We start from the raw sequence: 24,205 nt of genomic DNA on the forward strand, positions 1-24,205 counted from the left end.
CGCTTACGCCCCCGCGGCAATCTGGCCCGCTGCGCCGGTCGATCTCGATCCGTTGCGCCAGGCGGGTGAAACCGCGCTGGCCAGCGGCCAGCCACAGATCATCCCGCCCGTCGCGAAGAACGGGCACACGTTGATCGCATATCCGGTCGCCTCGTCCGAGCAGATTCATGGTGTCATCGTCCTGGCACTTGCCGATTCCAGTTCGTCCGGCCTGCAACGGGCGTTGCGCGAACTCCACTGGGGCGTCGGCTGGATTCTCTCGCTGGTGTGGCAGCACAAGGCGGCGAGCGGCGGTGAAGCGGTGGCGACGGCGCCCCCCGCTGCGGTGGCGGCAATGGAATTGCTGGCTGCGGTGCAGGAGAAGGACAGCCTACAGGAAACATTGATGGCCTTTGCCAACGAGGTTGCGCGCGCCGTCCAGGCAGATCGTGTGGCGATAGGATTGGTCAGGCACAATTCGGTGAAGCTGGCGGCAATGTCGCACGGTGCCTGGTTTCGAAAGCGTTCCGATATCGTCGAACTGATCGAGGCCGCGATGGACGAGGCGCATGACCAGCATGCCCGCATCGTGTTGCCCCACGAAAAGGACGGTGGTGCGATTACGATCCAGCACGCGCGGCTTTCTGCCGCCAGCGCGAGCGGGGCCGTTGCCTCGATCCCGTTCGAGGATCGCGGTATTCCCTCTGGCGTGCTGACGATCGAGCGGGACAAGGACGGCCAGGCTTTCACCGCGGCTGAGCTTTTGCTGTGCGAAACCGCGGCTTCGCTCGTCGCACCCACGATATCCCTGAAGCAGCGCGAGGCCCGCCTCTTCAGTGGGCGTATCCGGAACAAGGCGATGGACGGCGCCCAGGCGCTGTTTGGTCCGCGTCGGCCCTTGGCCAAGGCTGTCGGGATCGCCGCGCTGTTGCTCGCCGTCGTGCTGCTCGTGCCGCTGGCGCAATTCCGGGTCAGTGCCGATGCGGCGCTCGAAGGCCGGGTTCAGCGTGCCGCCGCCGCACCCTTCGATGGCTTCATTGCGCGCTCCAGCGCCCGGGCGGGCGATACGGTGCAGGAGGGCGAGGTTCTGGCGACGCTGGATGATCGCGATCTCCGCCTCGATCATGCGCGCGCAGAGGCCGAAACGCAGCGACTTGGCCGCCAGTATCGCAAGGCACTGGCGGAGCACAATCGCGCGGAAATGAACATCTACGGCGCGCAATTGCGTCAGGCTGAATCAGAGCTTCGCCTGATGGCCTATAAGCTCGATCGGGTGAACATCGTCGCCCCCTTTTCGGGCGTGCTCGTCTCCGGGGATGTGAGCCAGTTGGTCGGCTCGCCCGTGGAAGAAGGGAAAGTCCTGTTTGAGGTTGCCCCGCTCGATGATTTCCGCGTCGTGCTGAACGTGCAGGAGGGGGATATCGCCTATCTGGAGTCAGGACAGAAAGGGCGCTTCGCGCCGGCCGGGCTGGCCGGGGAAACAGTCGCCTTCACCGTTACCAAGCTGACGAGCGTCACCGACAGTCGCGACGGCAACAATACGTTCCGGGTGGAGGCGGAACTCGATCCGACAGCGCGTGAGATGCTGCGGCCGGGTATGGAGGGCGTGGCAAAGGTGGATATCGATCGCCGCAGCCTGCTGGGGATATGGACGCGCCCCGTGATTGATTGGCTGCGCCTGTTTGCCTGGAAATGGCTGCCGTAGGCGCGCGCGAGCAATGGCAAATCCTTTCGAAAGCGCCAGCTGGTTCAACGTAGCGCACTTGAAGCCAAAGCTGCGCGCGCATCTGCGGGTGCGGCGCCACGTCTATCGTGGGCAGGTGTGGTATATCCTCGATGACGGTGCGACCGGCAGGGTCCATCGCTTTCCGCGGGGGGCCTATCTCCTGATCGGCCGACTGGACGGAACGCATACCGTCAACGGACTCTGGGAATGTCTGGTGGACGAGATCGGCGAGGACGCACCGACGCAGGACGATGTCATTCGTGCCCTCGGCATGCTGCACGGTTCAGACCTTCTCGCCAGCGATGCGACGCCCAACACGGCCGAGCTCTTCAAACGACAGAAGAAGCAGAAACGCCAAGTGTGGCTGCAGAATCTGAAAAGCCCGATGTCGCTGCGCTTTCCGTTGGTTGATCCCGACCGGTTCCTGACGCGGACCATGCCTTGGCTTCAGCCGTTGTTTGGCTGGTTCGGTTTGGTGTTGTGGTTGGTGCTGGTCATCTCGGCCCTGGTTCTGGCCGGCGCGAATTGGGACGAGCTGACGGGAAATTTGTGGGATCGCGCGCTCGCAGCAGACAATCTGTTCATCATGGCCTTCGTCTATCCGGCCGTGAAAATCGCCCATGAACTGGGTCACGGCTATGCCGCAAAGATGCGGGGCCGCGAAGTACGCGAGATGGGCGTGATGCTGCTGTTACTGTTTCCGGTGCCGTATGTCGATGCATCGGCGGCGGGAGCATTGGCAAGCAAATGGCAGCGGGCTCTTATCGGTGCAGCAGGGATGCTGACGGAACTGTTGCTCGCCGCCGTGGCGATGTTTCTCTGGGTCATGGTCGAACCGGGGGTTTTTCGGGCGATTCTGTTTAACGTGATGCTGGTGGCGGGAATTTCCACGATCCTCGTCAACGGCAATCCGTTGCTGAAATTCGACGGCTATTTCATCCTGTCGGATCTGATCGAGATCCCCAATCTTGCGCAGCGCTCGAACAAATACTGGGGCGACCTGATGTCCCGGCATGTGTTCAAGACGCCCGGGCAGGAGGAGTTTGCCGCGACCCGGGCGGAAAAGCGGTGGTTCATCGTCTATGCCCCTGCCGCATTCTTCGCACGCATGGCGATGATGCTTGGCATAGCTTTGCTCGTAGCGAAGAAGTTCTTCTTCATTGGCGTCGCCATCTCGATCTGGACTTTATGGACCTCCATCGCGCTGCCGGTGTGGAAGATGTACGCGCATGTCTTCACGAGCCCGCAATTGCAGCGCAACCGTCGTCGCGCAGTGCAATGGACCGTCGGCGCGACCGCCGCGCTGATGCTTGGTCTGTTCGTGATCCCCGCACCGCATCATGTCACCACACAGGGCATCGTCTGGTTACCCGAGGCGGCCCATGTGCGGGCCGGTGGTGATGGCGTTATCGACACCGTGTCCGCACGCGAGGGTCAGCAGGTTCGCGCCGGCGAATTGCTGGTCGAAACGGCAAATCCGATCCTCGATGAAGAAGTCGAAAAGCTGCGCTGGCGCGCGCGCGAACTCCAGGCGAAGGCCGATACCGAACTCAGGGCAGGGTTCGGTGACGCTGCGGGAGACCGGGTGCTGCGCGATGTCGGCCAGATCGAGGTGGCAGAGGCGATCAAGCGGCTTGCCGTGGAGCAGAACAGGCTTGGTGACCTGAGCATCGAAGCCGGCACATCGGGTCGCTTCGTCCTTGCCGCAGCGACCGCTGCGGATCTTCCGGGGCGTCATGTCAGAAAGGGCGAGCTGATCGGCTATGTCACGCCCGGTAGCGCTGACGTTGCCCGGATCGCGGTTCCGCAGGATGATTTCGAGCTGATCCGCGGTCGCCTCGACAGCTTGAAACTGAAGATCGCCGACCGTCCGGTGCAGACCTTTGACAGCGCCATCGTGCGTGCGGTGCCCGGCGGAACGTTCGACCTGCCAAGCCCGGCACTCGCCACGACCAACGGCGGACCGTTCGCGCTTGATCCGACGGCGCAGAATGGCCCGGTCTCGCTCACGCGGGTGTTCCTGTTCGATGTCGCCTTGCCGGCGACGGCCGAGACGGTGCCCTTCGGCACGCGCGTGCATGTTCGCTTCCAGCTCGATTGGGAGCCATTGGGGTGGCAGCTCTTCCGCCGCGTTCGCCAGCTGTTGCTATCGCAATTCGATGCTTGAATATCGCGCGATAAAGGCAGGTGCCGCTGACGTATGGCGCGAGGTCCGCGCCGACAAGCGCCCGGTGATCGCACCGTATCCCGAGCTTGGTCCCGCGAAGAAATGGAAATGGGATCGTCCGCTGGAAAAGTTGATCGGTCGGGTGCTCGTCGATGCGCCCGTTCTGGGAAGAGGACTGCTCGCACGCGCCGAGGCAATCCTCGAGCGCTTCGCCGATCTGACGGCGTTGGGCGAGGAGGCTTTCCTCGTTCGGTGCCGCGAGATGCGTGCGCGCCTGACGCGTCACGGCATGGTGCCCGACCTTGTCGACGAATGTTTCGCCCTGATCCGGGAGGCGACAGGGCGCCAGCTGGGCATGCGGCATTATGCGGTCCAGCTGATGGGTGGGCTGGTGATGGTGGAAGGCGGGGTGGCCGAAATGGCCACGGGCGAGGGCAAGACGATCACGGCCTTGCTGCCGGCCATCACTGCCGCATTGGCCGGGATGCCGACACATATATTCACCGTAAACGATTATCTCGCCACCCGTGATCTTGAGAAGCTTGATCCGGTGTATCGCCTGTTCGGCCTGTCCACCGGCCTGATCGTTCAGGACACGGAGCCGGAGGAACGGCGGCAGGCCTATCTTGCCGATGTCGTATACGGGACCAACAAGGAAATCGCCTTCGATTATCTGAAGGATCAGGCAACGCTGGCAAACGGTCGAGGCCTGGCGCGGCGCCGCGTCCGGCGTCTGTGCGGCCAGCCCTGTCCGCCCTTGACGATGCGCGGGTTGCATTTCGCGATCGTGGACGAAGCGGATTCGATCTTCATTGACGAGGCGCGTACCCCGCTGATCCTCTCTGCCACGCGCCCCGCAGGGGATGACGGCCTATACCTGTGCGCGCTCGAGCTTTCGAAACAGCTCGAAGTGAAGACGCACTTCTCCGTCAAGGAAGCTGAACGCGCGATCGACCTGACCGAACGGGGCAAGCGCGCGGTCGAGGCGCTGGCGGCTGGCCTGCCGCAGCGTCTCTGGCGTATACGCCAGGCACGCGAGCAACTGGCCGCGCAGGCGCTCTCCGCCAGGCTGCTGTTCCTTAAGGACCGCGACTATGTCGTCGTCGATGGCAAGGTGCAGATCGTCGACGAATCTACCGGGCGCACCATGCCGGACCGATCATGGGAAGGCGGACTGCACCAGATGGTCGAGGCCAAGGAAGAGGTGGAAGTCACTGGCAATCGCACCACGCTCGCCCGGATCACATACCAGCGCTTTTTCCGCCGGTATCGTCGGCTGTCCGGGATGAGCGGGACGGTGCGCGAGGTGGCTGGCGAGCTGTGGGCGGATTTCGGGCTGCGCGTGTACACGGTTCCGACCAATCGACCGTGCCAGCGGATCCATCGCGGCCACGTGCTGGTGCGCCACGCTGCCGAAAAATGGTCGCTGATTGCGCACACCGTGGCTGCGGTGCGCGACGCGGAGGGGATGCGTCCGGTTCTGGTCGGAACCCGTTCGGTGGCGGATTCGGATGCCGTCAGCGCAGAGCTGAATGCATGTGGCATCGCTCACCGCGTCCTGAACGCACGACAGGATCATGACGAGGCGGAGATTGTCGCGCGGGCAGGGCATTTGGGCGCCGTGACGGTGGCGACGAACATGGCCGGTCGGGGCACGGATATCGAAATCCCGGCCGACGTCAGGGCGGCAGGCGGCCTCCACGTCATCCTGACCGCCTTTCACGAAACGGCCCGGGTCGACCGCCAGCTTTATGGGCGCGCCGCGCGACAGGGCGACCCCGGATCATCGGAAGCGATCACCGCCCTCGACGATGAACTTTACCGCCACTTTGCCCCGCAGCTGGCGAAAACGGTCGCGTCCTTCAGCCGCGAATGGCCGGTCGTCGGCGGCGCCGCCAAATGGCTGCGCCGATGGGCGCAATCCGTCGCCGAACGTCGTCACGCTGCTAGCCGACGCCAGGCCGAACTCTCCGAAGAACGGTTGAAGGAAAGCCTGGCGTTAGCCGGGACCCTGTCAGACTAACGTGGTGCCCCTTTTAGATCTGAAATAGCGCGGCTAGATGAGCCGACGATCGAGAGCTAAGCCGCCGAGACCGTTTCTCCGGTTTGACTCGTCACCCGAGGCGATCTGGTCGGTGGGGCTTTGTCAGGCCAAATGCACCGCAATTTAAGCGAGATGGATTAGCGGCTGTGCATGCCTCGTCTAAGCGGCACCACCTTCTTTATGGCGCTTCAACAAGGGAAGCGGCGTCTGCTGAGGCCAGGGGGCTTTGGCTTGGGAACCCGCGTGGGTCCTCGCTGGGACGGCTTTCAATAGGAACGGCGGCCGGCTCCATGGCGGCTTTGACCCTCGCATTGATTATGCGTGAGCGCTTCCCGGCGGACTATTCGATCCGTCGTGCGTTGTTGATATCGCGTACTTTGCGCGCAAACCTGAGGAACTGAGATGCCGGATCAGATCGACACCGACATGGGCGACCAGAAGGATCGTCCAACTGACTAAACTATCGAGATGGGCGGCGAGAGCAGCGTCGATAATGACGATCCACACAAGGCTGAAAAGCTCACCAAGGCAGGTCGCGACAAAGATCCCGATGAGGGAAGCGACTAGCAGATCCAGGCGCCGTCGCCGTTAGAGGCTACTTTCGCGCTTTGCGGGCGGCATAACGGGCGTCGCGTGCTGCTTTCATTTCCTCCGGACTGGCAGGCTTGAGGCGAGCGGCCTTTAATGCTTCCGCCGTCGCCACTCGGGCAAGCTCAGCGGCCTTGGCGGCAATCTTTTCGGCCTTGCCGGCCGCGGCCGCAGCGGCCTTGGTGGCTCGCTCCTGCTTGCGCTTGAACCGGGCCAGCGCGTGTTGGATGTAGGTTGCGGCATTGGTTATTTGATCGCGATCTCGCCGCGTTCCGCTCGGTAAGTCTCACTTACGAACAGCTTGGCGGCCTTTTGCGTGGCAAACTTTTCGTCGAGCAGATCAGCCGAAACTAAGGGATATCCTTGCGAATTGTAGCGAGTAGTGCGGACGGTGACGCGGTAGTCGCCGTCTTCGTTCTTGACGACCAGATAGGGGCGGACGGCTTCTCGTGACATGCTCAGTTCCTTGCAGAAAAGGGTATTGGCACGCGAGATTGTGTCTCAAGCTACTGCCTTGAAGCGGCAGCGCGAACGGATGGCGCCCGTCCCCGTTCGCGTTTCCATGCACAGCCCTGCTCCCCAAAGTCAAAAAGGGTGTACGCATCTGTAGCGCCGCAGTGTCGGGATCGGGCTCCGACGTTAATATCGCGAGATCCTGAGGACCACCTCTCATACGATGATCCCGCTCCTATGCTATAAACGGGGCGATCGGACCCACCAGCTTTGCTCGGCAGTTACGACGGAGCCCTTGTTTGCCAACGAGTAAAACGACTGCAATGGTCGAATGCGTGTGTCCGGGGCCCGATTAGGACGTTGAACAGAATGCCAAACGCCATCTTCGCTCGCGTGGTGGTCGTCGCTAGCCTTTTGACCGCCGGCTGCTCGCCGCTTGGAATGTTCGACACCTTGGTGCCGAAGGACCGAGGTACCGCGAAGGTCGCATCGGCGGTAGCTTACGGCAGCGAGCCCCGGCAGATGCTGGACGTTTACGCGCCTCATTCCGATCAAATCGGCGGGCGACCTGTCATTGTGTTTTTCTACGGCGGCAGCTGGAATAGCGGAACGCGATCGGGCTATGCCTTTGTTGGACGAGCGCTAGCGGCACAGGGCTTCCTCGTTGTCATACCGGATTATCGGCTCGTTCCGGCGGTTCGCTACCCCGCATTCATCGAAGATGGAGCAGCGGCCGTGCGATGGGCCAAGGCGCATGTCGCAGACTTCGGCGGGGACCCAGCGCGGATCGTACTAATGGGCCATTCGGCGGGCGCTTATATCGCCGCGATGCTAGCGGTGGACGATCGTTGGCTGAAGGAGGATCGGAGGGCGGTCAGAGGGTTCGTCGGCCTTGCGGGGCCATATGACTTCGCACCGTTCGATGTCGAAGCCAGCCGCGCCGCGTTTGGTGCATGGCCCCGGCCCAACGAAACCCAGCCTGTGATATGGGCAGGTGCCGGCGATCCGCCCGCACTGCTGCTCGTCGGAGCCGATGACACTACCGTTCGCCCACGCAACAGCGAGGCGCTCGGCGCGAAATTGCGCGACGGTGGCGTTTCGGTGGATTTGCAATCCTACTCACAAACCGGTCACGTTGGCTTGCTGCTGGCCCTGGCGCGTCCATTCAGAGGCCGGCAGCCGGTGCTCAAGGACATTGTGAACTTTGTACGAAAGGTCGATTGAAGTGTACTAGCTCGACTACCAGCTCAGCCGACAATCAGCCGGATCGGGCAGCAGGACGGATACCTGGCGTTTATTGTGTAAGTATGAATAGCGCGGTCGACGACGGGAGCTGTGACCTTGGTCCGCGCATCGTGAGCAAACGAATGTCGCTCGTCTCACTGGGACGTTCGCAACCGCTCGGGTAGCATGCCGCAGATCGCCTCGAATATGAACATGAATGAACGGGAGGAGTTAAGCCGCCGGAAAGCGGTGCCGAATGTCCGTAATTGGGTCGTACTGTCTGGCTGTTGTTCGGCTTCTGCACCGAAGCGCACTGAGCAAACTTAATGAAATCTCAATGCGCAGACCTTAGGGTCGCAGCTTCATCAAGCCCACACAAGGACGGCACGTTGAGCCTTCTTCGACGGCTTTTTCCACCGGCGCCAGCGGCAATCGAGGTCGAACTGACATCGAAACTGCTGAGCGGTGGCGCGGGATAGGGCTGGTGGGTGCGATCGCCTGCGGAACAGGTGCGCAAGCGGCACTCAACCGCGATTTGGTACCGGCAGTTCTTCTCCTAATGACCGCCCTCGTGTCGGCGGCTCGCCTGATCGCGATGCAACGTATGCGACAAACCGGCGGCCCGCATCCGCGCGATCTGTTGTCAGCGCGTCGCCGGGAGCTTGGCTATGGCTTGGGTAGTTGCATCACCAGCCTTCTCCTAGGCATCACCAACCTGCACGTGTTGTCCTACCGCGATCCGGCGCTGACGCTGCTCGTCGTGTGCGGGCTGTGCTGCTACGTCTTCTCCCTGATTTTGCGGACGGCGATACGGCCGATTGTGTGCCTGCCGAGCATAATGCTGGCGCTGGTCCCGACAATTATTGGATTGATGTCATTCCTTGATCACGGGACGCGACTTGATCCTACCTTTACCTTGCTAGCGTTGGCCACAATCGCGATCGTTCTGTTCATGGCATCGGTGCAGCTGACTAGGCATCTATACCAAACAACGCTCGATCAGTTGGTGTCGCAGCGAGACCTGATGCAGTTTGCGCGTCGTGATCCGCTCACCGGGCTGAACAATCGTTTGGCTCTGCGCGAACATTTTGACACGTTGTTTCGGGGCCCAGTGCGACCAATGGCCCTGTCTATCTCGATCTTGACGGATTCAAGCCGGTGAATGACCTGCACGGTCATCAGCTTGGAGACGCCTTGTTGGGCCAGGTCGCCGCCCGATTATGCGCCTGCCTCGGCCCTGATGAGGCTGTGTTCCGAATTGGAGGCGACGAGTTTATCGTGATCCTTTCTAGGGTCCGGCACCAAAGCGAAGTGACAGAGATGGCGCGACGGTTAACGGCGTGCGTGTCCGAGCCCTTTGCCCTTGGCCCTGAGGCGGTACGGGTCGGTGCATCGATCGGCATTGTGCTTTCCGAGACATCTGTGGAGTTGGATGATCTAATGGCGCGTGCAGATGTTGCGCTTTATGAAGCGAAACGAAGCGGCCGGGGCATGTTCCGTTTTGCCCAGGATGCGTCTGCGCTGCGGCTGGCGAGCTAAGCGGTTCGCTGTCGCATCAGCAGGTCACGGATCTTGAAGGATCAGCACCGCCTGCTGCTCAACACTCGTCAGCACCGCAAGCCTCCTTGTCGGCCGGGTCACCGCTTTTAAGATCAAGTCTGAGCGAGCGGCGTTCGTATTCCCGCGCTTTATGCGCGCCGATTGAAGGCCGGCGGCGTAACATGGGCATGATGCCCATTGCCAGAAACCGTGGTCCCAATGCTCTGCCACTGCGGACGCATCCAACCTGAACTGCGGCAGCGAGAAAAATGCTGCAGAACATCTTCACGCCGAGGCTGTCGCCGCACCGGTAGCTCGCCGTTCGCAACGCGACGAATGGAGCCGCTACTCGACCAGCGCCATGTAACGCGCGAGATGATCATCGCTTGTGCCGAGCAGACCCTCTATCACCGTAGCACGCTTGAAATAGTGCCCAACCGCTAGCTCCTCCGTCATGCCCATGCCGCCGTGCAATTGCACGCCGCTTTGCCCAACGAAGCGACAAGCCTCGCCAACCAGGACTTTGGCACTGGACACGGTCATCGCCCGTTCGCTGGCTGGCGCACCCAGTTTCATCGTCGCCAAGTAAGTGGCAGACGTCGCCATCTCGATCTTCATGAACATCTCGACCATTCGGTGCTGCAACGCCTGGAAGCCGGCGACAGATTGGCCGAACTGGCGGCGCGCGCGCGTGTAGGCGATCGTGTTGTCGAGGATACGGCGCATGACGCCTAGCGCTTCAGCGCACAGTGCGGCGATGGTCGCGTCGAGGGCCGCATCGATCGCATGCAATGCCCCGCCCTCGCTACCAATGAGATCCCGCGCCCCAACACGGACGCCGGCGAGCCGCAGGTCGGCAGCTCTGCGCCCGTCGATCGTGCGATATGGATGAAGTGTTGCGCCCGCGGTGTCGGGCGCAATCGCAAATAACGATGTGCCAGTCGGCGTCGCCGCACTCACCAGCAGCGTCGTCGCCCAAGGTGCCGCCCCCACCATCGATTTTACGCCGCTTATCCGCCAGCCATCGCCGTCGGACTCAACGCGGGTTGCGCTGGGCCGCCAGCAGAGACGCGTCCCGGGCTCGCTACCGGCGAAGGCGACGATCTGCGTGCCTGCCGCTATTCCCTCCAGCAGTTCGCGCGCCCGTTCGCCGTCGCTCGCCTGTAGTAGAGCGCCAGCGGTCACTACCGTTTCCAGGAAGGGCTCACCCACCAACGCGGCGCCGAGTTCCTGCATGACAACGAGGATATCGAACGGATCGGGCGCTCCGTCTGCTCCAGTGAGGCTCAGCAGACCCAGCAGATCGGCGAAGTCGCGCCATAGCGGCTCGTTTCGCCCGGAGGCTGATGCCACCACTGCCTGACGCGTCGCAAAATCGTGACGGTCGCGGAGATAGCCCGCAACGGACGCGCGCAACTGCTCCTGCTCGGGCGTGAAGGTAAAATCCAAACCGCAACCTCTCCTTTTACGCCTCTGACACTTCGCTCCGGGTCAGATGACGTGATGTTCGCGTACCCAGAACAACGGCGAATTGGGCAAGTCGATGAACTTGCGCTCGTCTTCGAGCAATCGCCGGCCGGCGTCTCGCCCCTCCTTGGTGCCACCAGCCACTGTCACGTCTTCGATCGTGTCCCAATGCAGTTCGGCGACGCCGTCGTACGGCGCCACGATCGCGCCGCGTACGTCGGGTGCCGCCGCAAGCCGCGGATCGTCAAAGCTGTGGCTCTGGACGTATTGGCGGATGCGCAGCAAAGGCGCGACTTGCGCCACGAGCGGTGCGTGATGATCGCGCCAATAGGCCTGGAACGCCTCGCGGCTCATGTCAGGGCGTCGGCGCAGGCAGAAGACAAGCTTGATCATGCCAATACCCTCACGACAGCGCTGCATTTGCCCGGTCGAGCGCGCGCCAGACGATGTTCTTCTGGATCTCGGTCGCGCCGCCATAAATCGTCTGCGCACGCTCGAAGAGGTATGAGGCAGTACGCGGCACCGCGAACGGCGCCACGTCCGGGATTGTCGATCGCCAGTCGGCCTGCGTTCGATCGGCCACCGCCGCGCGATCGCCACCGGCCAGTTCGACCCACAATTCGGTGATTTCCTGCGCCAGCTCGGTGCAGGCGATCTTCAGCGCGGAGACGGCCGCCGGTGCCGCCTTGCCGCACAATACGCGCAAGACTGACACCTCGACTGCGGAAAGACGCATTTCCGCTAGCGCAACGCGCCGGGCGAAAAGCGGCTCGTCAGCCATCGTCGCCATGAACGCGCCTGGTATTGTTGCTGCCACTCGGCGGAGCTCGGCCAAGTCGGCGCGTTTGCGGCCGATATGCGCATAGGACACACGCTCGGCGGCGAGCAGCACATTGGCATAATGCCATCCTTTGCCCGGCTCACCGATCATGTTCGCCGCGGGCACGCGCACTTGGTCGAACTCGACGCGGTTCAACTCGTGTGAGCCGTCGATCGAGATGATTGGATGGACGGTGATGCCCGGCGTACGCATGTCGGCACAGATCATCGAAATGCCGTCCTGCTTGCGCTCGCACTTCTCCGTTCGCACCAGGCAGAAGATATAGTCCGCCCAATGCGCACCCGAGGTCCAGATCTTTGCGCCGTCGAGAATATAGTCGTCACCGTCGCGTACCGCGCTCATCCGTAGTGAGGCGAGGTCCGATCCGGACTCAGGTTCTGAATATCCTTGCGCCCACATCGCGCGTGAACTCAGGATGTCGGGTAGCCAGTGCGCCTGCTGCTCGGGTGTGCCGAAGGCGCAGATGATCGGGCCGATGTAGACCACAGCCATAGGGATGATCGACGGCGCGCCGGCTAGCTCTAGCTCTTGTTCAAACAAGTAGCGCTGCACCGGCGTCCAGCCCGTGCCGCCATGCTCGGCCGGCCATCCAACGCCGAGCCAGCCCTTGGCGTTGAGCGCCTGCTGCGAACGGACATGGTCGTCGCGTGTCAGCTTTTGCCCATCTCGCAGCAGCGCAAGGACGTCCTTGGGGTAATCCTCTGCGAAGAAGCGGCGAACGTCGGCGGCGAATGCCTCCTCGGCGGGGGAGAGCGACATATCCATGCAGAAGGGTCACCCAGCGATAGCCTCGACGTCAACCATCATCTTTTTGAACGACCCTGTCTGTCGTCAGGACGATATCCCCACACTTTAGACAGGCCGGAGGCATGCTTGAGTTTGAGCCTCTCGGCGGCCGTTTCGTGCTGCACGGATTTTCCGGTAAGCTTTCCTTGCTCAGACAGGTGTAGCACCCGCGCTGTTGGTTCTCGATCGGGTCGACCATTTTGGCGAGCAGCCTTAAGCGATTGCGGCTGGCGCAATCCTAGCTGATCACGTGCAAACAGCGCCCGATGGTCCGTTCGGCATTCCGGAAAGTCGCGACCTTAGCTCGCCGCACCGCGAGAAGCTGCTCAGGCCGGCGCAACACCATCTGCGTTGACAAGATCCGGCGCAACGAGGGTCCCGCGCAGCCGAACGCGCTTCTCGACAAGATCAACTGGCGTGCGATGAAGTTCGAGCAGGTATCTGCCGCCCATATCCCGGCGAAGGTAGAAAGCGCCACCATCCCGGATCAGCGTGCCGACCCCATCGACCGGCATTCCAATCTGCTGCATGTTCTGAACTCCCTCTCAATCCCGCAAGTGCAAGTAGGTTTAGCATGGCAGGTGGTTTGCTCGCATCATGAGCAAACGATCAGGGCGGCATTATGTAGCAAATGCACCAGCATGTAGATAGATGTAATCTCCTGTGATGCGGTATGCAACCGTATGACAAACTACATGGTAGAGGGGCTTGCGAAGAAGCAGGCCGAGCTGGCGGGCGAGATCGAGCGCACGCACGAACGGCTCCGCTCGCTGGCAGCGGACCCAGAGCATATCGACGCGATGCTCCGCATCATCGCGCCAGAGATGGCGGTGGAAGCCATCAAGTCCAAGGTGGTCCGCCCGCCCGCCGACTGGTCCAAGCGTGGCGAGATGACGCGCATGGTGTTGTCGATCCTCCGCACCGCACGCGCGCCTATGACGACGCGAGAGATAGCGGAGCGGATGGTTGTGGAGCGCGGCTTACAAGCTGACACGGCGACGCTGAACAGCATGGCAAGGCGTGTGGCTTGTGCGCTTAGGACGCAGCGGGAAAAGGGTGTGGCGCGCTCGCAGGAGGGCGAGGCGGGGTTCTGGCAGCTATGGGAAGTGGTGCGTTAATCTGCTTTTTTGGTAGCCCGTTCCCAACTGCGACGCCTACCGTTATGAGTAGAGTGTTTTTTAGCGCCGCGATTACATCGTTAGTTTGCGTATTTTCTGGCGCGGTAAATAGTAGGAGCATAAGCAACGCGAGAATGACAAAGCTCAATATCATTGCAATCGCTTGAGTAGTGTTGTCAGTTCCAAACTTCACTATTCCAAGATTCAGACGAAAGACGCGTCCATCGGCACGGTCCGGCCCCGTGTGATCGGGCAAACCGAGCTGTGTCGCGCGATCGGGGTCTGTCGGCGTGTTCTCAGGCGGTGGGATTCGCAGGTTGTGCCCCCAACTTAGCCTTGAACACGTCGCGAATAAGCGTGTTAGAGATCATAGGCTTGCCACTGGTCCCCAATGCTTGTGCTACAAGCGTCCAAGGTTCGCCAGGAGCGTGCGTTGAATTGGAAAGCTGTATGCCGGTGTAAGCCTTCATCGTGTCCCAGACGGATTTTAGGAATTCACGTGTTTCTGGATCGTCCACGCCGTCAGGCGCGCCCGAGATAGGACCGCCCGGCCGATCCCACCGCACTTCAGTTAGATAGTTGCAGACGCGATTACGCCCGGCATCCTTTGTCTGCATATAGACATCGCGGATCACCGGCCCCCAAGGCCAAGCCTCAAAGTCATTTTCAAAAAGCGGACCGCGATCATAAGCTAGATGCCACGCATGAGTGTAGAAAAGAAGCTTTTGGAGCTTCATCTGATCAAAGGCAAACTGCGGCTCAGCCTGAGCAAATTTCAGGAACTGGTTAGCCGCCGCGATGGCTGTGGTAGCTGGCATTGTACTGTTCCCGTCGTGGGAACGAATCTAGTACGTTCCGTAGAGGGATGCAATGCTCACCCCCGCTGCCAGTACCCTGCCCAGCGGCGTTATACCGGCGACACCATCGTAGCACGCGTAATCATCGCGGCCTGTGCGCCGTTATCGACGCGGCGGTAATCTTCGCGCCATGAAGCCTCGCCAGCGTAGGCGTTGAGATACGGCCCGGCGATGTGGTGGTGCGTACCGACTTCCATGCGGCGAAGGCGCGAGAAGTAGCTTTCCGCCTGATTGGTGCAGGCGCCCTTGTCCATGAACTGAACCGAGTGATTGACGCGCTTCGTATCCCAGCCCGCGTGCAGCGCATCCCAGCCGGTGCCTTCGTCGGCGTGGATCGTTGCGAGCGTGCCAACGTGATCGCGCACGAACGGGACGGCATCGCCTTCGTTGCGAACTACGAACGGAAGTGACTTCCCGCCGCGCTCACGCATGATGACGACGCACTGGCGCTTGCCGTTCTGATTGAGGCGAAGGCGGCGATCCTTGCGGTCAGCCTTCTCGTTCTCGGGCTTCACGTAACCGCCAAAGTACGCGCCATCGATCTCGACAACGCCGTCAAGCTCGCGGTCGCGAAGCTGAAGCGCCATCGCCTCACGCAGCTTGTGAGACAGCACGAAGGCAGTCTTGTACTGCACGTCCAGATCGCGGCTCACTTGAAGCGCCGACACGCCCTTAGCGCCGTTCACGAAGATCACGATCGCGGCGAGTAGGTCGGTGTAGGACAGCTTGCGGCTGGCGAAGATCGTGCCGCTGGTGACGCTGAACTGGTGGTGACAAGCGACGCACTTGAAGCGACGGCGCGACGTGATGTTGTACGTCTCGACGCAGCCGCAACAGGGGCAGACCGCCTCGCCGTCAAGCACTCGTAAGCGGCATCCTCACCCATCCGAAACACGGCCGTGAGGCTCAACGTGCGGGCTTTGGCGGAGAGAAGGAAGTGCTGCATGTCATCGTATCCAGTGCTTATGCACTACATATGATGGCAATACGTATCGTTGTCAACGGCATTTGCATTGCGTATGATGGCATAACGCATCATAGGAGCGACAAGTGAAATCCGCGAAAGACTGGGAAGATCAGGCGAAGTCGCTGCTGAAGGCGGAGCTGAAGCGCCGCAACGTCACCTATGCCCAGCTTGTCGGGAAGCTCGCTGACATAGGCGTGATGGACTCGGAGCCGAACATCAGGAACAAGCTGGCGCGGGGTAAATTTACAGCGGTGTTCTTGTTGCAATGCCTAGAGGCTATCGGTGCATCATCCTTGCGGCTGTCGGATGGCTAGTCTTATGTGGCGCTCAACCACCAGCCAAGCAGGCTGCAGGCTCCCAAAGCACTGAGCAACCCGGCCCAGCGGCGCAATCTCCCGCGACGCCAACGCCAACCCCTTCCGCTAGCCAAACCCCCAAATTCACGCCCTATCCAGGCTATGATCCCGACCCCTGCTATAGCGCCAGTGACAAGGATGCCGCCGATTTGTGCGCCCAGTGGCGCGCCGCCTTGGCTGCTGAGAAAGCAGCGCATGAGGCTCGGCGAGCCACTACTTGGTCGGTTTTCGCAACGTTCTTGAGCTTTGCTGGATTGTGCGGACTGATTTGGACTATCTGGCAAACCCAAGGCTCCCTCGGCGAAGCTAGGCGAGGCAACCGCATCACGTTGCTCGTTGAGAAGCGCGCGCGGCGTGAATCTCATAAAGCGGGCGGAGACACGCAAGAGGCCCTTAGGATCGCCGCGCTTAACGCCCACGCCGCAATCGAGCATGTGCGTGTCGCCGAGCAAACATCTAAGGCGCGACTCCGGCCCTATGTTTATGCCACAGAGTTCCAGTTCGATAAGAATCCGCCCGACCCCAACGTTGTCAGGATATGGGTGACCATCAGGAATTTCGGGTCTACGCCAGCACGAGAGTGTCGATTCCAAATTGGGGCCTGTTACGGACCCTATCCGCTGGCTGAGCAACTGCCGGATATCCCAGCTTTCGACAGGCCGGGAATGGAAATGGCTCCAACTCAGGAAGTCTATCACCCTGCTCTGGCGGTTGAGTTTTACAAATACGCGCCGATGGTGGTTGCTGAAGACAAAGCGCTGATCGTCTTTGGCACTATAGCCTACAAAGATGGGTTTGGAGCCGAATACACGACCAACTTCTGCCAGTATTGCACCGGACCCTGGCTCAACGAACAAATCATGGAAGCCCACCCTTACGGGAACAGCTCCACCTAGCGCCAGTGCCGGGTAGCTCCACGCAACACAAATGATCGCAAGCGCAATCGAGCGTGACGCAAATGTCATGTTCTTGGTGCGTTTGCTACATAATGCCGGATCAGCGCACGGCCTGCATACGCTCCGCAACGCCTTTTAGCAGTTCCTTATCACCTCTGGCCCACTGCCGGACGTTAGTATCCGCAACGAGAAGCACTGCGGCGAGACGTCCATTCCGCAAGAGCGGCGCGCCAAGCGCGGAGCGGATGCCCAAAGCGCCGTAGGCCGCCTTTGCCTGTACGCTGAACTGCTCGGAGCTAGTCAGGTCCGGCATGTCGAGCATTGCATCTGAAGACATCAGATCGAGGAAGTCACGCTCATCCAGTCAGTGTCGAATACGCGCTCCTCCGGGCCATCCTCGCCGTGCAACGGGACGGCAAAGGTCGTGAGCCGTGTGGCGCGTCCGGCGCGCGCTTCTTCCAGCAGCGGCGAAATCACCGCTTCGTACACATCTGGCCAACCTTCCGCCACCGGGCGGCCGAGCAACGAAGGATGACGCTTCCTTGCAATGGCAATGTAGGCGTCGTTGTAGAGCTGGACGTGCTGCGGCCCCCATAAGACTGTCGCAGGGCCGGGCATGGCCAGCATGATGTCGACGGTAGTGCGCAGAACGTGTGGCCAGAGCTCAAGCGGCCCAAGTGGCGTTTGCGCCCATTCGTGGGCACGGATGCGCGCGGCCATCTCGCCTGCTCCGAAGGGCCACATCGTCAAGGACAAACGGTTTTCCATTTTACGCCTGTCGCCACCATGGCATTGAATGCAAGGGAAGCCAAAAGCTAACGCATTGAATCAACGTTAGTTACCCAACGAAAACTTCACGACGAAAACGGGCCAGTGTTTGTGCTCCGCCCACTCTCGTTCGAGGCAGACGCGAAATGTGCCCATAAAGCTGCGGACTGCCACTGCCCGATAAAACGCATCAAGCGCTTGACTGTATCAATTGAGGCGATGGGTGACGCCGCAAGCGAGTATGCCAATCAAAATACAGGAGAAAAGCGATGGGCATGATGTCAGCAAAGCATGCCAAGCTTCGTAGGCAGCGCGTTGTCGCCATCCTGGGGTGCAGCTTTTCGCTCTTCGCGGCGCAGCAAGGATCGGCGCAATCCACGCCAGTTTTGCCAACAGGCGAGCGGGTCGTGGCGGGCGACATTGCCGTCATGCGCAACGCCGGCGGAACGATGACGGTCAGCCAGACTGCGCCCGCGGCGATCGTCGCCTGGAACGACTTTTCGATCGGTAAGGGCGGCGCTGTCCATTTCGACAACGGCGGCGGCGCGACCCTCAACCGCGTCGATGGCACGGCAGTGTCGCGGCTCGACGGGTCGCTCAGTGCATCAGGCTCGCTTTATCTCATCAACCCGCAGGGTATCGTCGTCGGGCGTAGCGGAGTGGTCGACGTCGGCGGCAGCTTCGTCGCTTCGACGCTTGATGTAGATGACTCGGAATTCCTTGCCCGGGGCGATCGTACGTTCACCGGGCCGTCGCGCGGGGCCGTCGTGAATCTCGGGCGCGTCGGCGCACTCGGCGGCGACGTTGCGTTCATCGCGACGCAAGTGCGCAACGACGGTAGCGTCAGCGCACCGGGCGGATCGGCTGAGCTCCTTGCAGGGTCGAGCGTACTGCTGTTCGATGTCGAGTACGATCGGGGTCGCTTCGCCGTGCTCGCGGGCGGCCTCGGGGATTCGGTGACGAACAGTGGAACGATCCGGGCCATCAGCGCCGCGCTGCGCGCCGAGGGTGGATCGGTCTACGCCCTCGCCGGTAACACCAGCGGCATCACGCGCGCTGACGCTGTGCAGATCGTCGGTGATCAAATCATCCTGGCGGCGGGCGAAGGCGGCACCGTCAACGTCGGCGCCACCACGCTTTCCGCAACCGGCGTCGAGAACATCGGCTACGTCGAAGTGACGGGCAGCACGATCAACGTAGCGCAGGGCGCAACGCTCGACGTTTCGGGCGCCTACATCGGCGGGCAGATCTACGTCACCGCCGGCGATCGGCTGAACTTCGCCGGCACCGGCTTGTCGCGAGGCGGGATACAGGGTGGGGACGTAGTGCTGAGCGCGCCTCAGCTCGACTTCATTGGCACGGCCGACACGACCGGCGGCGAATATACCGGCAATCTGTACCTGTTCCTGCCCAGCGTCGTCATCGACGGCCGTAAGGCGTCAGCGATCAGCCGAAGCGTGCGCACGAGCAATGTTTCGCTCGTCACGGCGGCAGACTTCTTCGGCGGTACGTACGAGGATGGCGACATCACGATCGCGGCGCCGTTCAGCCTGTCGGGAAACAACCGCCTGACGCTGGCGGCGCAGGATGCCCTGCGCTTCGACGCGAACGTCACGGTGGGAGGCAACGCTTCGATCGACCTGACGGCGGGAGGCGGCGACGGCGGCATGAACATCGCGTTCGCGCCCAATCGCAGCCTCACCTTCGCCGCCCCGACGGCGGCGTCAACACCAGCGCTGCTGGTGAACGACGAACCATACAAGCTGATCTACAACCTCGCCGATCTTCGCGCGATCGGCAGCGACCACACCGCCTCCTACGCGCTCGCGCGTTCAATCAGCGCGAGCAGCGCCGTGCTGTCGGGGCCGGTTGCCGGCGGGCAAGGCGAGGAGGCGTTCGCCGGCGACTTCGATGGGCTTGGCCACAGCATCACCGGGCTGCGCATCGAAGCGCCGGATACTTATGCGGTCGGCTTGTTCGGCAACGTGAACGGATCAATCCGCAACCTTGCGCTCGTCGGCGGATCGGTCGTCGGCGGATCGTTGGTTGGCGCGGTCGCAGCAGCGATCAGTGACGGTTCGATTGCGCGCACCACGAGCTCGGCCTCGGTCATGGCACGTAGCACGTCGCCGTCAGGCACGATTGGCGGGCTCGTCGGATCGGTCTACCTCGGTTCAGTCGTCGACAGCAGCGCGACGGGGAACGTCTATGCACCGGGCTCCAGCGACGTGGGCGGGCTGGTCGGGAGCATCTACGGCACGTCCGTCATCCGCTCGTTTGCGACCGGCAACGTTACGGGTGCGCAACTCACCGGGGGGCTGGTCGGCAGCGTCAGCCGCGCGTCGATCGCGGCGTCCTACGCGACCGGTCGCGTGATCGGGACGATCGATGTCGGCGGCCTCGTCGGCGCTGCCGCTTATGCTGGCGGAGTTTACGATTCGCGCGCGAGCGGCCGCGTGTCGGGTATCGAGAACGTTGGCGGGCTGGTCGGGCGTCAGCTCGACGCCGGCGTGACGAATTCGTCGGCGAGCGGCGCCGTATCGGCCAGCGCCTATAACGGCGGTGGGCTGGTCGGGGTCAGCTACGATGGCGGTGTGTTTTCATCGACGGCAAGCGGCCGGGTAACCGGCGGCGACAGCCTTGGCGGGCTGATCGGATCGATGAATGCCACGACCGTCCAGGACGTCGCTGCTTCGGGAAGCGTCACCGCATCGGGCAGCGGCGTCGGCGGGCTGGTCGGCCGCGCATCGTCGAGCACGATCGAGCGCGCCGTGGCCAGCGGCGCCGTGCAGGGCTTCGAGGCGGTCGGCGGATTGGTCGGCGCGGCGCCGGGTCTGACGGTCGATGCGTCATCGGCAAGCGGGGCGGTGCGTGGCACCACCTCGGTAGGGGGGCTGATCGGCGCGGCGGGGTCGCGCTACGGCAGCTACAGCGATAGCTTCGCGACTGGCGCGGTGAGCGGCCAGACAAACGTCGGCGGACTGATCGGCAGCGCTGACAATGTCGGGATCAGCGGCTCCTTCGCGTCCGGCACCGTCACCGGCAACTCGCGCAGCCTGAACATCGGCGGCTTGGTCGGCTCGCTGTTCGCGTCGGGCGTCGTCGACAGCTTTGCCGAAGGACGAGTCACCGGCGCGGGCAACGTCGGCGGCCTTGTCGGTACCTCATTCGCGACGACGATGCGCGGCGTCGTGGCGCGCGGCACGGTCAACGGCACGCTCGGTAGCGGTGAGAATGTCGGTGGGCTGATCGGGCGAAGCGAGATCGACGACATTCTCGATGCCAATGCGCTGAACAGCGTCCGCGGCCGTACCAATGTTGGGGGGCTGATCGGCTCGCGGAGTGGCGGCACGCTTGGCGATGTTTCCGCGACCGGCCCTGTCAGCGGCACGAGCAACGTCGGGCCGCTGATCGGACAGGACGATCCGACTCCCTGAAGCGATGCGCGCCGCAAAGCGGGCGCTCGCCGCGCTGCTCATTTGCCTCGCCGCGCCGACGGCAGCGCAGGTGGTGGAGCGCCATCTTCCCCCCGCTCCGGTGACGAGCGCACCGCGGCTGGCTGAGCCGGCACTACCTGCTGAAGCCGACGATCGGCCGCTCGGCCCGCGACTGACGGGAATCATCTTGCTCGGCCCGAAGGCGCCAGCGGCATCGGGAACCGGCATCCGGGTGGTCGGCGTCGCACCACCGCGGCAGGTGGCGCTCGTTCGAACATTGGCCACGCTCCTTGGCCGGCCAGTGTCGCGCAAGCTGTTGGCGGATGCGATTGCGATTGTCACGCGCGGCTATCGGCGCGCCGAGCGGCCATTCGTATCCGTCACGACACCACCGCAGAACCTGACGGCCGGCGTACTCCAACTCCGCGTCGTCGAATTCGCCGCCGGCAAGCTCGTCGCGCAAGCCCGGACCGAGGCTACCGCGGCCGTGGCAGCATCGCATGTCCGCTTTCTGCCGGGCGAGCGAATCGATGCGCGGCGGCTGCGCCAGGATCTCGGCTGGATCGATCGTTATCCGTTTCGCCGAGTCGGCGCCTTGTTCAGCCCCGGCATTGAGCCGGGCACGACTGACCTGACCCTGAACGTCGTCTCGACCCGCCCGTGGCAGGCGTTTACCGGCATCGCTAGTTCGGATGCGCCATCGAGCGGGAACATGCGCGTGCTCGCCGGGATCGTCCTCGGCGACCTGTTCGGGTCGGGCAGTCTTCTATCCGTGCAAGGAACGACCTCCGGGTTCGACCACCCACGCTATTGGAGTGTCGCCGGACGAATGACGATGCCGCTCGGCGCACGTCGTGAAGTGTCCGTGTTGGTTGGTCACGTCAGAGGGCGAGCGGCGCTTGCCCCCTTCGCCTCGACGTCGGAAACGACCGAGGCGGCACTCGGCGTGCGGTTCGCACTGCCGCCGGCATTGCTCGGCGACGCGCATCTCGGCATCGAAGCGGGCCGCCAGCGCGTCGGCGCGCAATTTGGCGGCTTGCCGGTTTACGATGTCGAAGCGACGACGTTCGCCGCGACGGCGGGATATCGCGTCGTACTGCCGATCTCGTCGGGCGTGCTGTCGGCCGATATCGCGGTTCATGCCAGCCCCGGCGGCATCGGCCGAGCCAATGAGGCTGATCGGCTGTTCTTCGGCCGTGCGCGCGCCGGCTCGGCGACCTATGCCTATCTCACCGCCGACATAGCGATCGAGCGGACAGTAGCGGCGATCCTCAATTGGCGCGGGCGAGCGCTCGTGCAGGCAAGCGCGGCCACACTGCCGGGCCTGGACCAGATCGGGATCGGGGGATCGGCCTATGCGCGTGGCTATACGCTCGATGATGGCGGGTACGACAGCGCGATTGTCGTGCGGAATTCGCTTGGACCGCGGCAATGGAAGATTGCCGCTTATGCGTTCACGGATTGGAGTTACGCGCGGGACCGGGCGGCGCGTCGCACAGTGGCGATCGGTTCGGCCGGCTTAGGTTTCGACCAGGCGATCGGTAGCCGTATCCGCTTCGTTGCGGAAGCGGCACTCCCGTTGCTCAACGGTCCGCGCACGATGGCAATGCACCCACGTCTCGTCGTTCGTGCGGACCTTACATTCTGACTGGGTCACATATGACAGGTCTGGTGAACGTCTTGATCAATGAACGCATCAGACGTGTCGTCTCTTGTGCATAAGCGGTTCGAAGTGATGAAATCGCGCGCGTGGACCTCAGTGCTGTTCCGGAGCTCGATAGAGAACTGAGTGGGTGACGAGCCTCGTCGCGACGTTCCCGACGCCTTCTTCCGTTTCGAAGTCAGTCATTGATAGATGATCGATACGCTGCACACGCGATTGAAGCAGCGGGTTCAGCGTGGATCTTTTCCTACGCCCCCTTCGTATGCACGTGTGGCTGCGATCCTGCGATCGGTTAGCCGTGAACCTCAGTGCCTTAGGAGAGGGTCGGATGCCGGCGAGCGAAACACTCCAGGAGGCGCTGGATGTGCGCGGTCACCGACGAAAAGAACGTCGAGATTTTTTCAAGAGTGCCTTGGGCGCAGTGGCTGTCGGCGTCGGTGCCGTGTCGCTTCCTCGGGAGGCGGAAGCCCAGACCGCTTTAACCGACGTCGATATTCTGAACTTCGCGCTTAACCTCGAGTACCTCGAGGCTCAATTCTACGCGCACGCGGTCAGCGGCATGGGTCTGCCGGGGGACCAGCTAGCCGGTACGCAGACGCAAGGCATGGTGACGGGTGCCCGCAGGGCGAATCTCACCGACCCCCAGGTAATCCAGTATGTCCGCGAGATCGCCGCCGACGAAGCAGCGCACGTTGCCTCGCTACGTAGGGCGCTTGGCACTGCTGCAGTGGCACAACCTACAATCGACCTGTCGCCGACCGTGTTCACCGCAGCGGCGGTAGCGGCGGAAATCGATCTCGGTGCATCGGGCGGCGTGTTCGACCCTTACGCGAGCGACGATAACTTTTTGCTTGCCGCCTACATCTTCGAAGACGTCGGCGTCACCGCCTACAAGGGCGCCTCGCCGTTGCTTAGCAATGTTGACTTCGTAGATGCCGCCGCTGGCTTGCTGGCGGCAGAGGCATTCCATGCCGGCATCATCCGCAGCGCGTTATACCGCCGCGGAGTCGATGTTCCGGATTTGCGCGAGAGCGCCGACAAAATCTCCGACGCGCGCGACGATCTAGACGGCACCGAGGAAACGGACGGGCCACCGCAACGCACCGACTCCGCTGATCAGGGCATATCGCCGATCACCTCGATCTACGGCACTGCGTCGAACTTCGTGCCCACAAACGGCCGAGGCATCGTGTTCAGCCGAAGTTCCGAGCAGGTTCACAACATCGTCTATCTGACGCGCAGCCAGGTCACCGCCGGCGGCTTTTTTCCGGCCGGCACCAACAACGCCAACCCAGCACTGCGCCGCTCCGGCGCGAACTGAAGGAGCCG

Annotated in this window: 20 protein-coding genes and 1 pseudogene; 13 read left to right on the forward strand and 8 right to left on the reverse strand. The window is 62.4% G+C overall.

What is annotated here, in order from left to right; translation table 11 throughout:
- Positions 1 to 52 precede the first annotated feature (52 nt).
- Genes LLW23_RS08940 through LLW23_RS08950 form a run of 3 tightly spaced genes read left to right on the forward strand, consistent with a single transcriptional unit; the run spans position 53 to position 5,895 of the window.
- The gene (locus tag LLW23_RS08940; RefSeq protein WP_228944755.1) at positions 53 to 1,684 is read left to right on the forward strand and encodes an efflux RND transporter periplasmic adaptor subunit; all 1,632 of its coding nucleotides are present in this window, start codon (positions 53 to 55) and stop codon (positions 1,682 to 1,684) included.
- A 58-nt stretch (positions 1,685 to 1,742) separates the two neighbouring features.
- Positions 1,743 to 3,872 carry a site-2 protease family protein gene (locus LLW23_RS08945; RefSeq protein ID WP_228944757.1) on the forward strand — a complete coding sequence of 710 codons (2,130 nt, stop codon included), beginning with the start codon at positions 1,743 to 1,745 and terminating at the stop codon, positions 3,870 to 3,872.
- Complete coding sequence (locus LLW23_RS08950) at positions 3,865 to 5,895, forward strand: preprotein translocase subunit SecA (protein WP_228944758.1); 2,031 nt, start codon at positions 3,865 to 3,867, stop codon at positions 5,893 to 5,895. Before LLW23_RS08945 ends, LLW23_RS08950 begins: the two co-directional genes overlap by 8 nt.
- A gap of 855 nt (positions 5,896 to 6,750) precedes the next feature.
- On the opposite strand, the gene LLW23_RS08955 is transcribed toward LLW23_RS08950, so the two are convergent.
- Positions 6,751 to 6,960, reverse strand: coding sequence for a hypothetical protein (locus tag LLW23_RS08955; RefSeq protein ID WP_228944760.1), 210 nt, complete (start codon positions 6,958 to 6,960; stop codon positions 6,751 to 6,753).
- A gap of 366 nt (positions 6,961 to 7,326) precedes the next feature.
- On the opposite strand from LLW23_RS08955, the gene LLW23_RS08960 reads away from it, so the two are divergent.
- From LLW23_RS08960 to LLW23_RS08970, 3 genes are all read left to right on the forward strand, one after another.
- Complete coding sequence (locus tag LLW23_RS08960) at positions 7,327 to 8,181, forward strand: alpha/beta hydrolase (protein ID WP_228944762.1); 855 nt, start codon at positions 7,327 to 7,329, stop codon at positions 8,179 to 8,181.
- A 484-nt stretch (positions 8,182 to 8,665) separates the two neighbouring features.
- Positions 8,666 to 9,343, forward strand: a complete 678-nt coding sequence (locus tag LLW23_RS08965; RefSeq protein ID WP_228944764.1) for a hypothetical protein — start codon at positions 8,666 to 8,668, stop codon at positions 9,341 to 9,343.
- Positions 9,340 to 9,720 (forward strand): diguanylate cyclase domain-containing protein, encoded by a 381-nt coding sequence (locus LLW23_RS08970; protein ID WP_228944766.1) that lies wholly within the window; start codon positions 9,340 to 9,342, stop codon positions 9,718 to 9,720. The genes LLW23_RS08965 and LLW23_RS08970 overlap by 4 nt, the downstream gene beginning before the upstream one ends.
- A gap of 345 nt (positions 9,721 to 10,065) precedes the next feature.
- Here LLW23_RS08970 and LLW23_RS08975 read toward each other — a convergent pair whose 3' ends face one another.
- From LLW23_RS08975 to LLW23_RS08985, 3 genes are read right to left on the reverse strand one after another with little or no spacing between them, the layout of a single operon-like run.
- The gene (locus tag LLW23_RS08975) at positions 10,066 to 11,169 is read right to left on the reverse strand and encodes an acyl-CoA dehydrogenase family protein (RefSeq protein ID WP_228944768.1); all 1,104 of its coding nucleotides are present in this window, start codon (positions 11,167 to 11,169) and stop codon (positions 10,066 to 10,068) included.
- A gap of 42 nt (positions 11,170 to 11,211) precedes the next feature.
- Positions 11,212 to 11,580: an EthD domain-containing protein gene (locus LLW23_RS08980; RefSeq protein WP_228944770.1), complete on the reverse strand. Its 369-nt coding sequence runs from the start codon at positions 11,578 to 11,580 to the stop codon at positions 11,212 to 11,214.
- Positions 11,581 to 11,590: 10 nt separating this feature from the next.
- On the reverse strand, positions 11,591 to 12,793 hold the full coding sequence (locus LLW23_RS08985; protein WP_228944772.1) for an acyl-CoA dehydrogenase family protein: 1,203 nt from the start codon (positions 12,791 to 12,793) through the stop codon (positions 11,591 to 11,593).
- Positions 12,794 to 13,080: 287 nt separating this feature from the next.
- Between LLW23_RS08985 and LLW23_RS17725 the strand changes: the two genes are divergently transcribed.
- On the forward strand, positions 13,081 to 13,461 hold the full coding sequence (locus LLW23_RS17725; protein ID WP_456299975.1) for a hypothetical protein: 381 nt from the start codon (positions 13,081 to 13,083) through the stop codon (positions 13,459 to 13,461).
- 48 nt (positions 13,462 to 13,509) lie between these two features.
- Positions 13,510 to 13,932: a hypothetical protein gene (locus tag LLW23_RS08995; RefSeq protein ID WP_228944777.1), complete on the forward strand. Its 423-nt coding sequence runs from the start codon at positions 13,510 to 13,512 to the stop codon at positions 13,930 to 13,932.
- Between the two features lie 296 nt (positions 13,933 to 14,228).
- On the opposite strand, the gene LLW23_RS09000 is transcribed toward LLW23_RS08995, so the two are convergent.
- Together LLW23_RS09000 and LLW23_RS09005 are read right to left on the reverse strand one after the other, a co-directional pair.
- Positions 14,229 to 14,750, reverse strand: a complete 522-nt coding sequence (locus tag LLW23_RS09000; RefSeq protein WP_228944779.1) for a Panacea domain-containing protein — start codon at positions 14,748 to 14,750, stop codon at positions 14,229 to 14,231.
- Between the two features lie 89 nt (positions 14,751 to 14,839).
- A pseudogene (locus LLW23_RS09005) lies at positions 14,840 to 15,735 on the reverse strand (IS1595 family transposase).
- A gap of 104 nt (positions 15,736 to 15,839) precedes the next feature.
- Here LLW23_RS09005 and LLW23_RS09010 point away from each other — a divergent pair.
- On the forward strand, positions 15,840 to 16,070 hold the full coding sequence (locus LLW23_RS09010; RefSeq protein ID WP_228944781.1) for a DUF6471 domain-containing protein: 231 nt from the start codon (positions 15,840 to 15,842) through the stop codon (positions 16,068 to 16,070).
- Between the two features lie 215 nt (positions 16,071 to 16,285).
- On the forward strand, positions 16,286 to 17,008 hold the full coding sequence (locus LLW23_RS09015; RefSeq protein ID WP_228944783.1) for a hypothetical protein: 723 nt from the start codon (positions 16,286 to 16,288) through the stop codon (positions 17,006 to 17,008).
- A gap of 100 nt (positions 17,009 to 17,108) precedes the next feature.
- Here the strand turns inward: LLW23_RS09015 and LLW23_RS17665 are convergent, their stop codons facing one another.
- Positions 17,109 to 17,345: a GAF domain-containing protein gene (locus LLW23_RS17665; protein WP_408641936.1), complete on the reverse strand. Its 237-nt coding sequence runs from the start codon at positions 17,343 to 17,345 to the stop codon at positions 17,109 to 17,111.
- On the reverse strand, positions 17,345 to 17,728 hold the full coding sequence (locus tag LLW23_RS09020; RefSeq protein ID WP_228944785.1) for a hypothetical protein: 384 nt from the start codon (positions 17,726 to 17,728) through the stop codon (positions 17,345 to 17,347). The genes LLW23_RS17665 and LLW23_RS09020 overlap by 1 nt, the downstream gene beginning before the upstream one ends.
- 323 nt (positions 17,729 to 18,051) lie before the next feature.
- Between LLW23_RS09020 and LLW23_RS09025 the strand changes: the two genes are divergently transcribed.
- The 3 genes from LLW23_RS09025 to LLW23_RS09035 all read left to right on the forward strand — a co-directional run bounded on the left by LLW23_RS09025 (position 18,052) and on the right by LLW23_RS09035 (position 24,197).
- Positions 18,052 to 21,213: a beta strand repeat-containing protein gene (locus LLW23_RS09025; protein WP_228944789.1), complete on the forward strand. Its 3,162-nt coding sequence runs from the start codon at positions 18,052 to 18,054 to the stop codon at positions 21,211 to 21,213.
- Between the two features lie 4 nt (positions 21,214 to 21,217).
- Positions 21,218 to 22,861: a ShlB/FhaC/HecB family hemolysin secretion/activation protein gene (locus LLW23_RS09030; protein WP_228944791.1), complete on the forward strand. Its 1,644-nt coding sequence runs from the start codon at positions 21,218 to 21,220 to the stop codon at positions 22,859 to 22,861.
- 343 nt (positions 22,862 to 23,204) lie between these two features.
- Complete coding sequence (locus LLW23_RS09035; RefSeq protein WP_228944793.1) at positions 23,205 to 24,197, forward strand: ferritin-like domain-containing protein; 993 nt, start codon at positions 23,205 to 23,207, stop codon at positions 24,195 to 24,197.
- The last annotated feature ends 8 nt before the right edge of the window (positions 24,198 to 24,205 follow it).

Origin of the sequence: Sphingomonas radiodurans, assembly GCF_020866845.1 — a bacterium.
GTDB classification, from domain to species: Bacteria; Pseudomonadota; Alphaproteobacteria; order Sphingomonadales; family Sphingomonadaceae; genus Sphingomonas; species Sphingomonas radiodurans.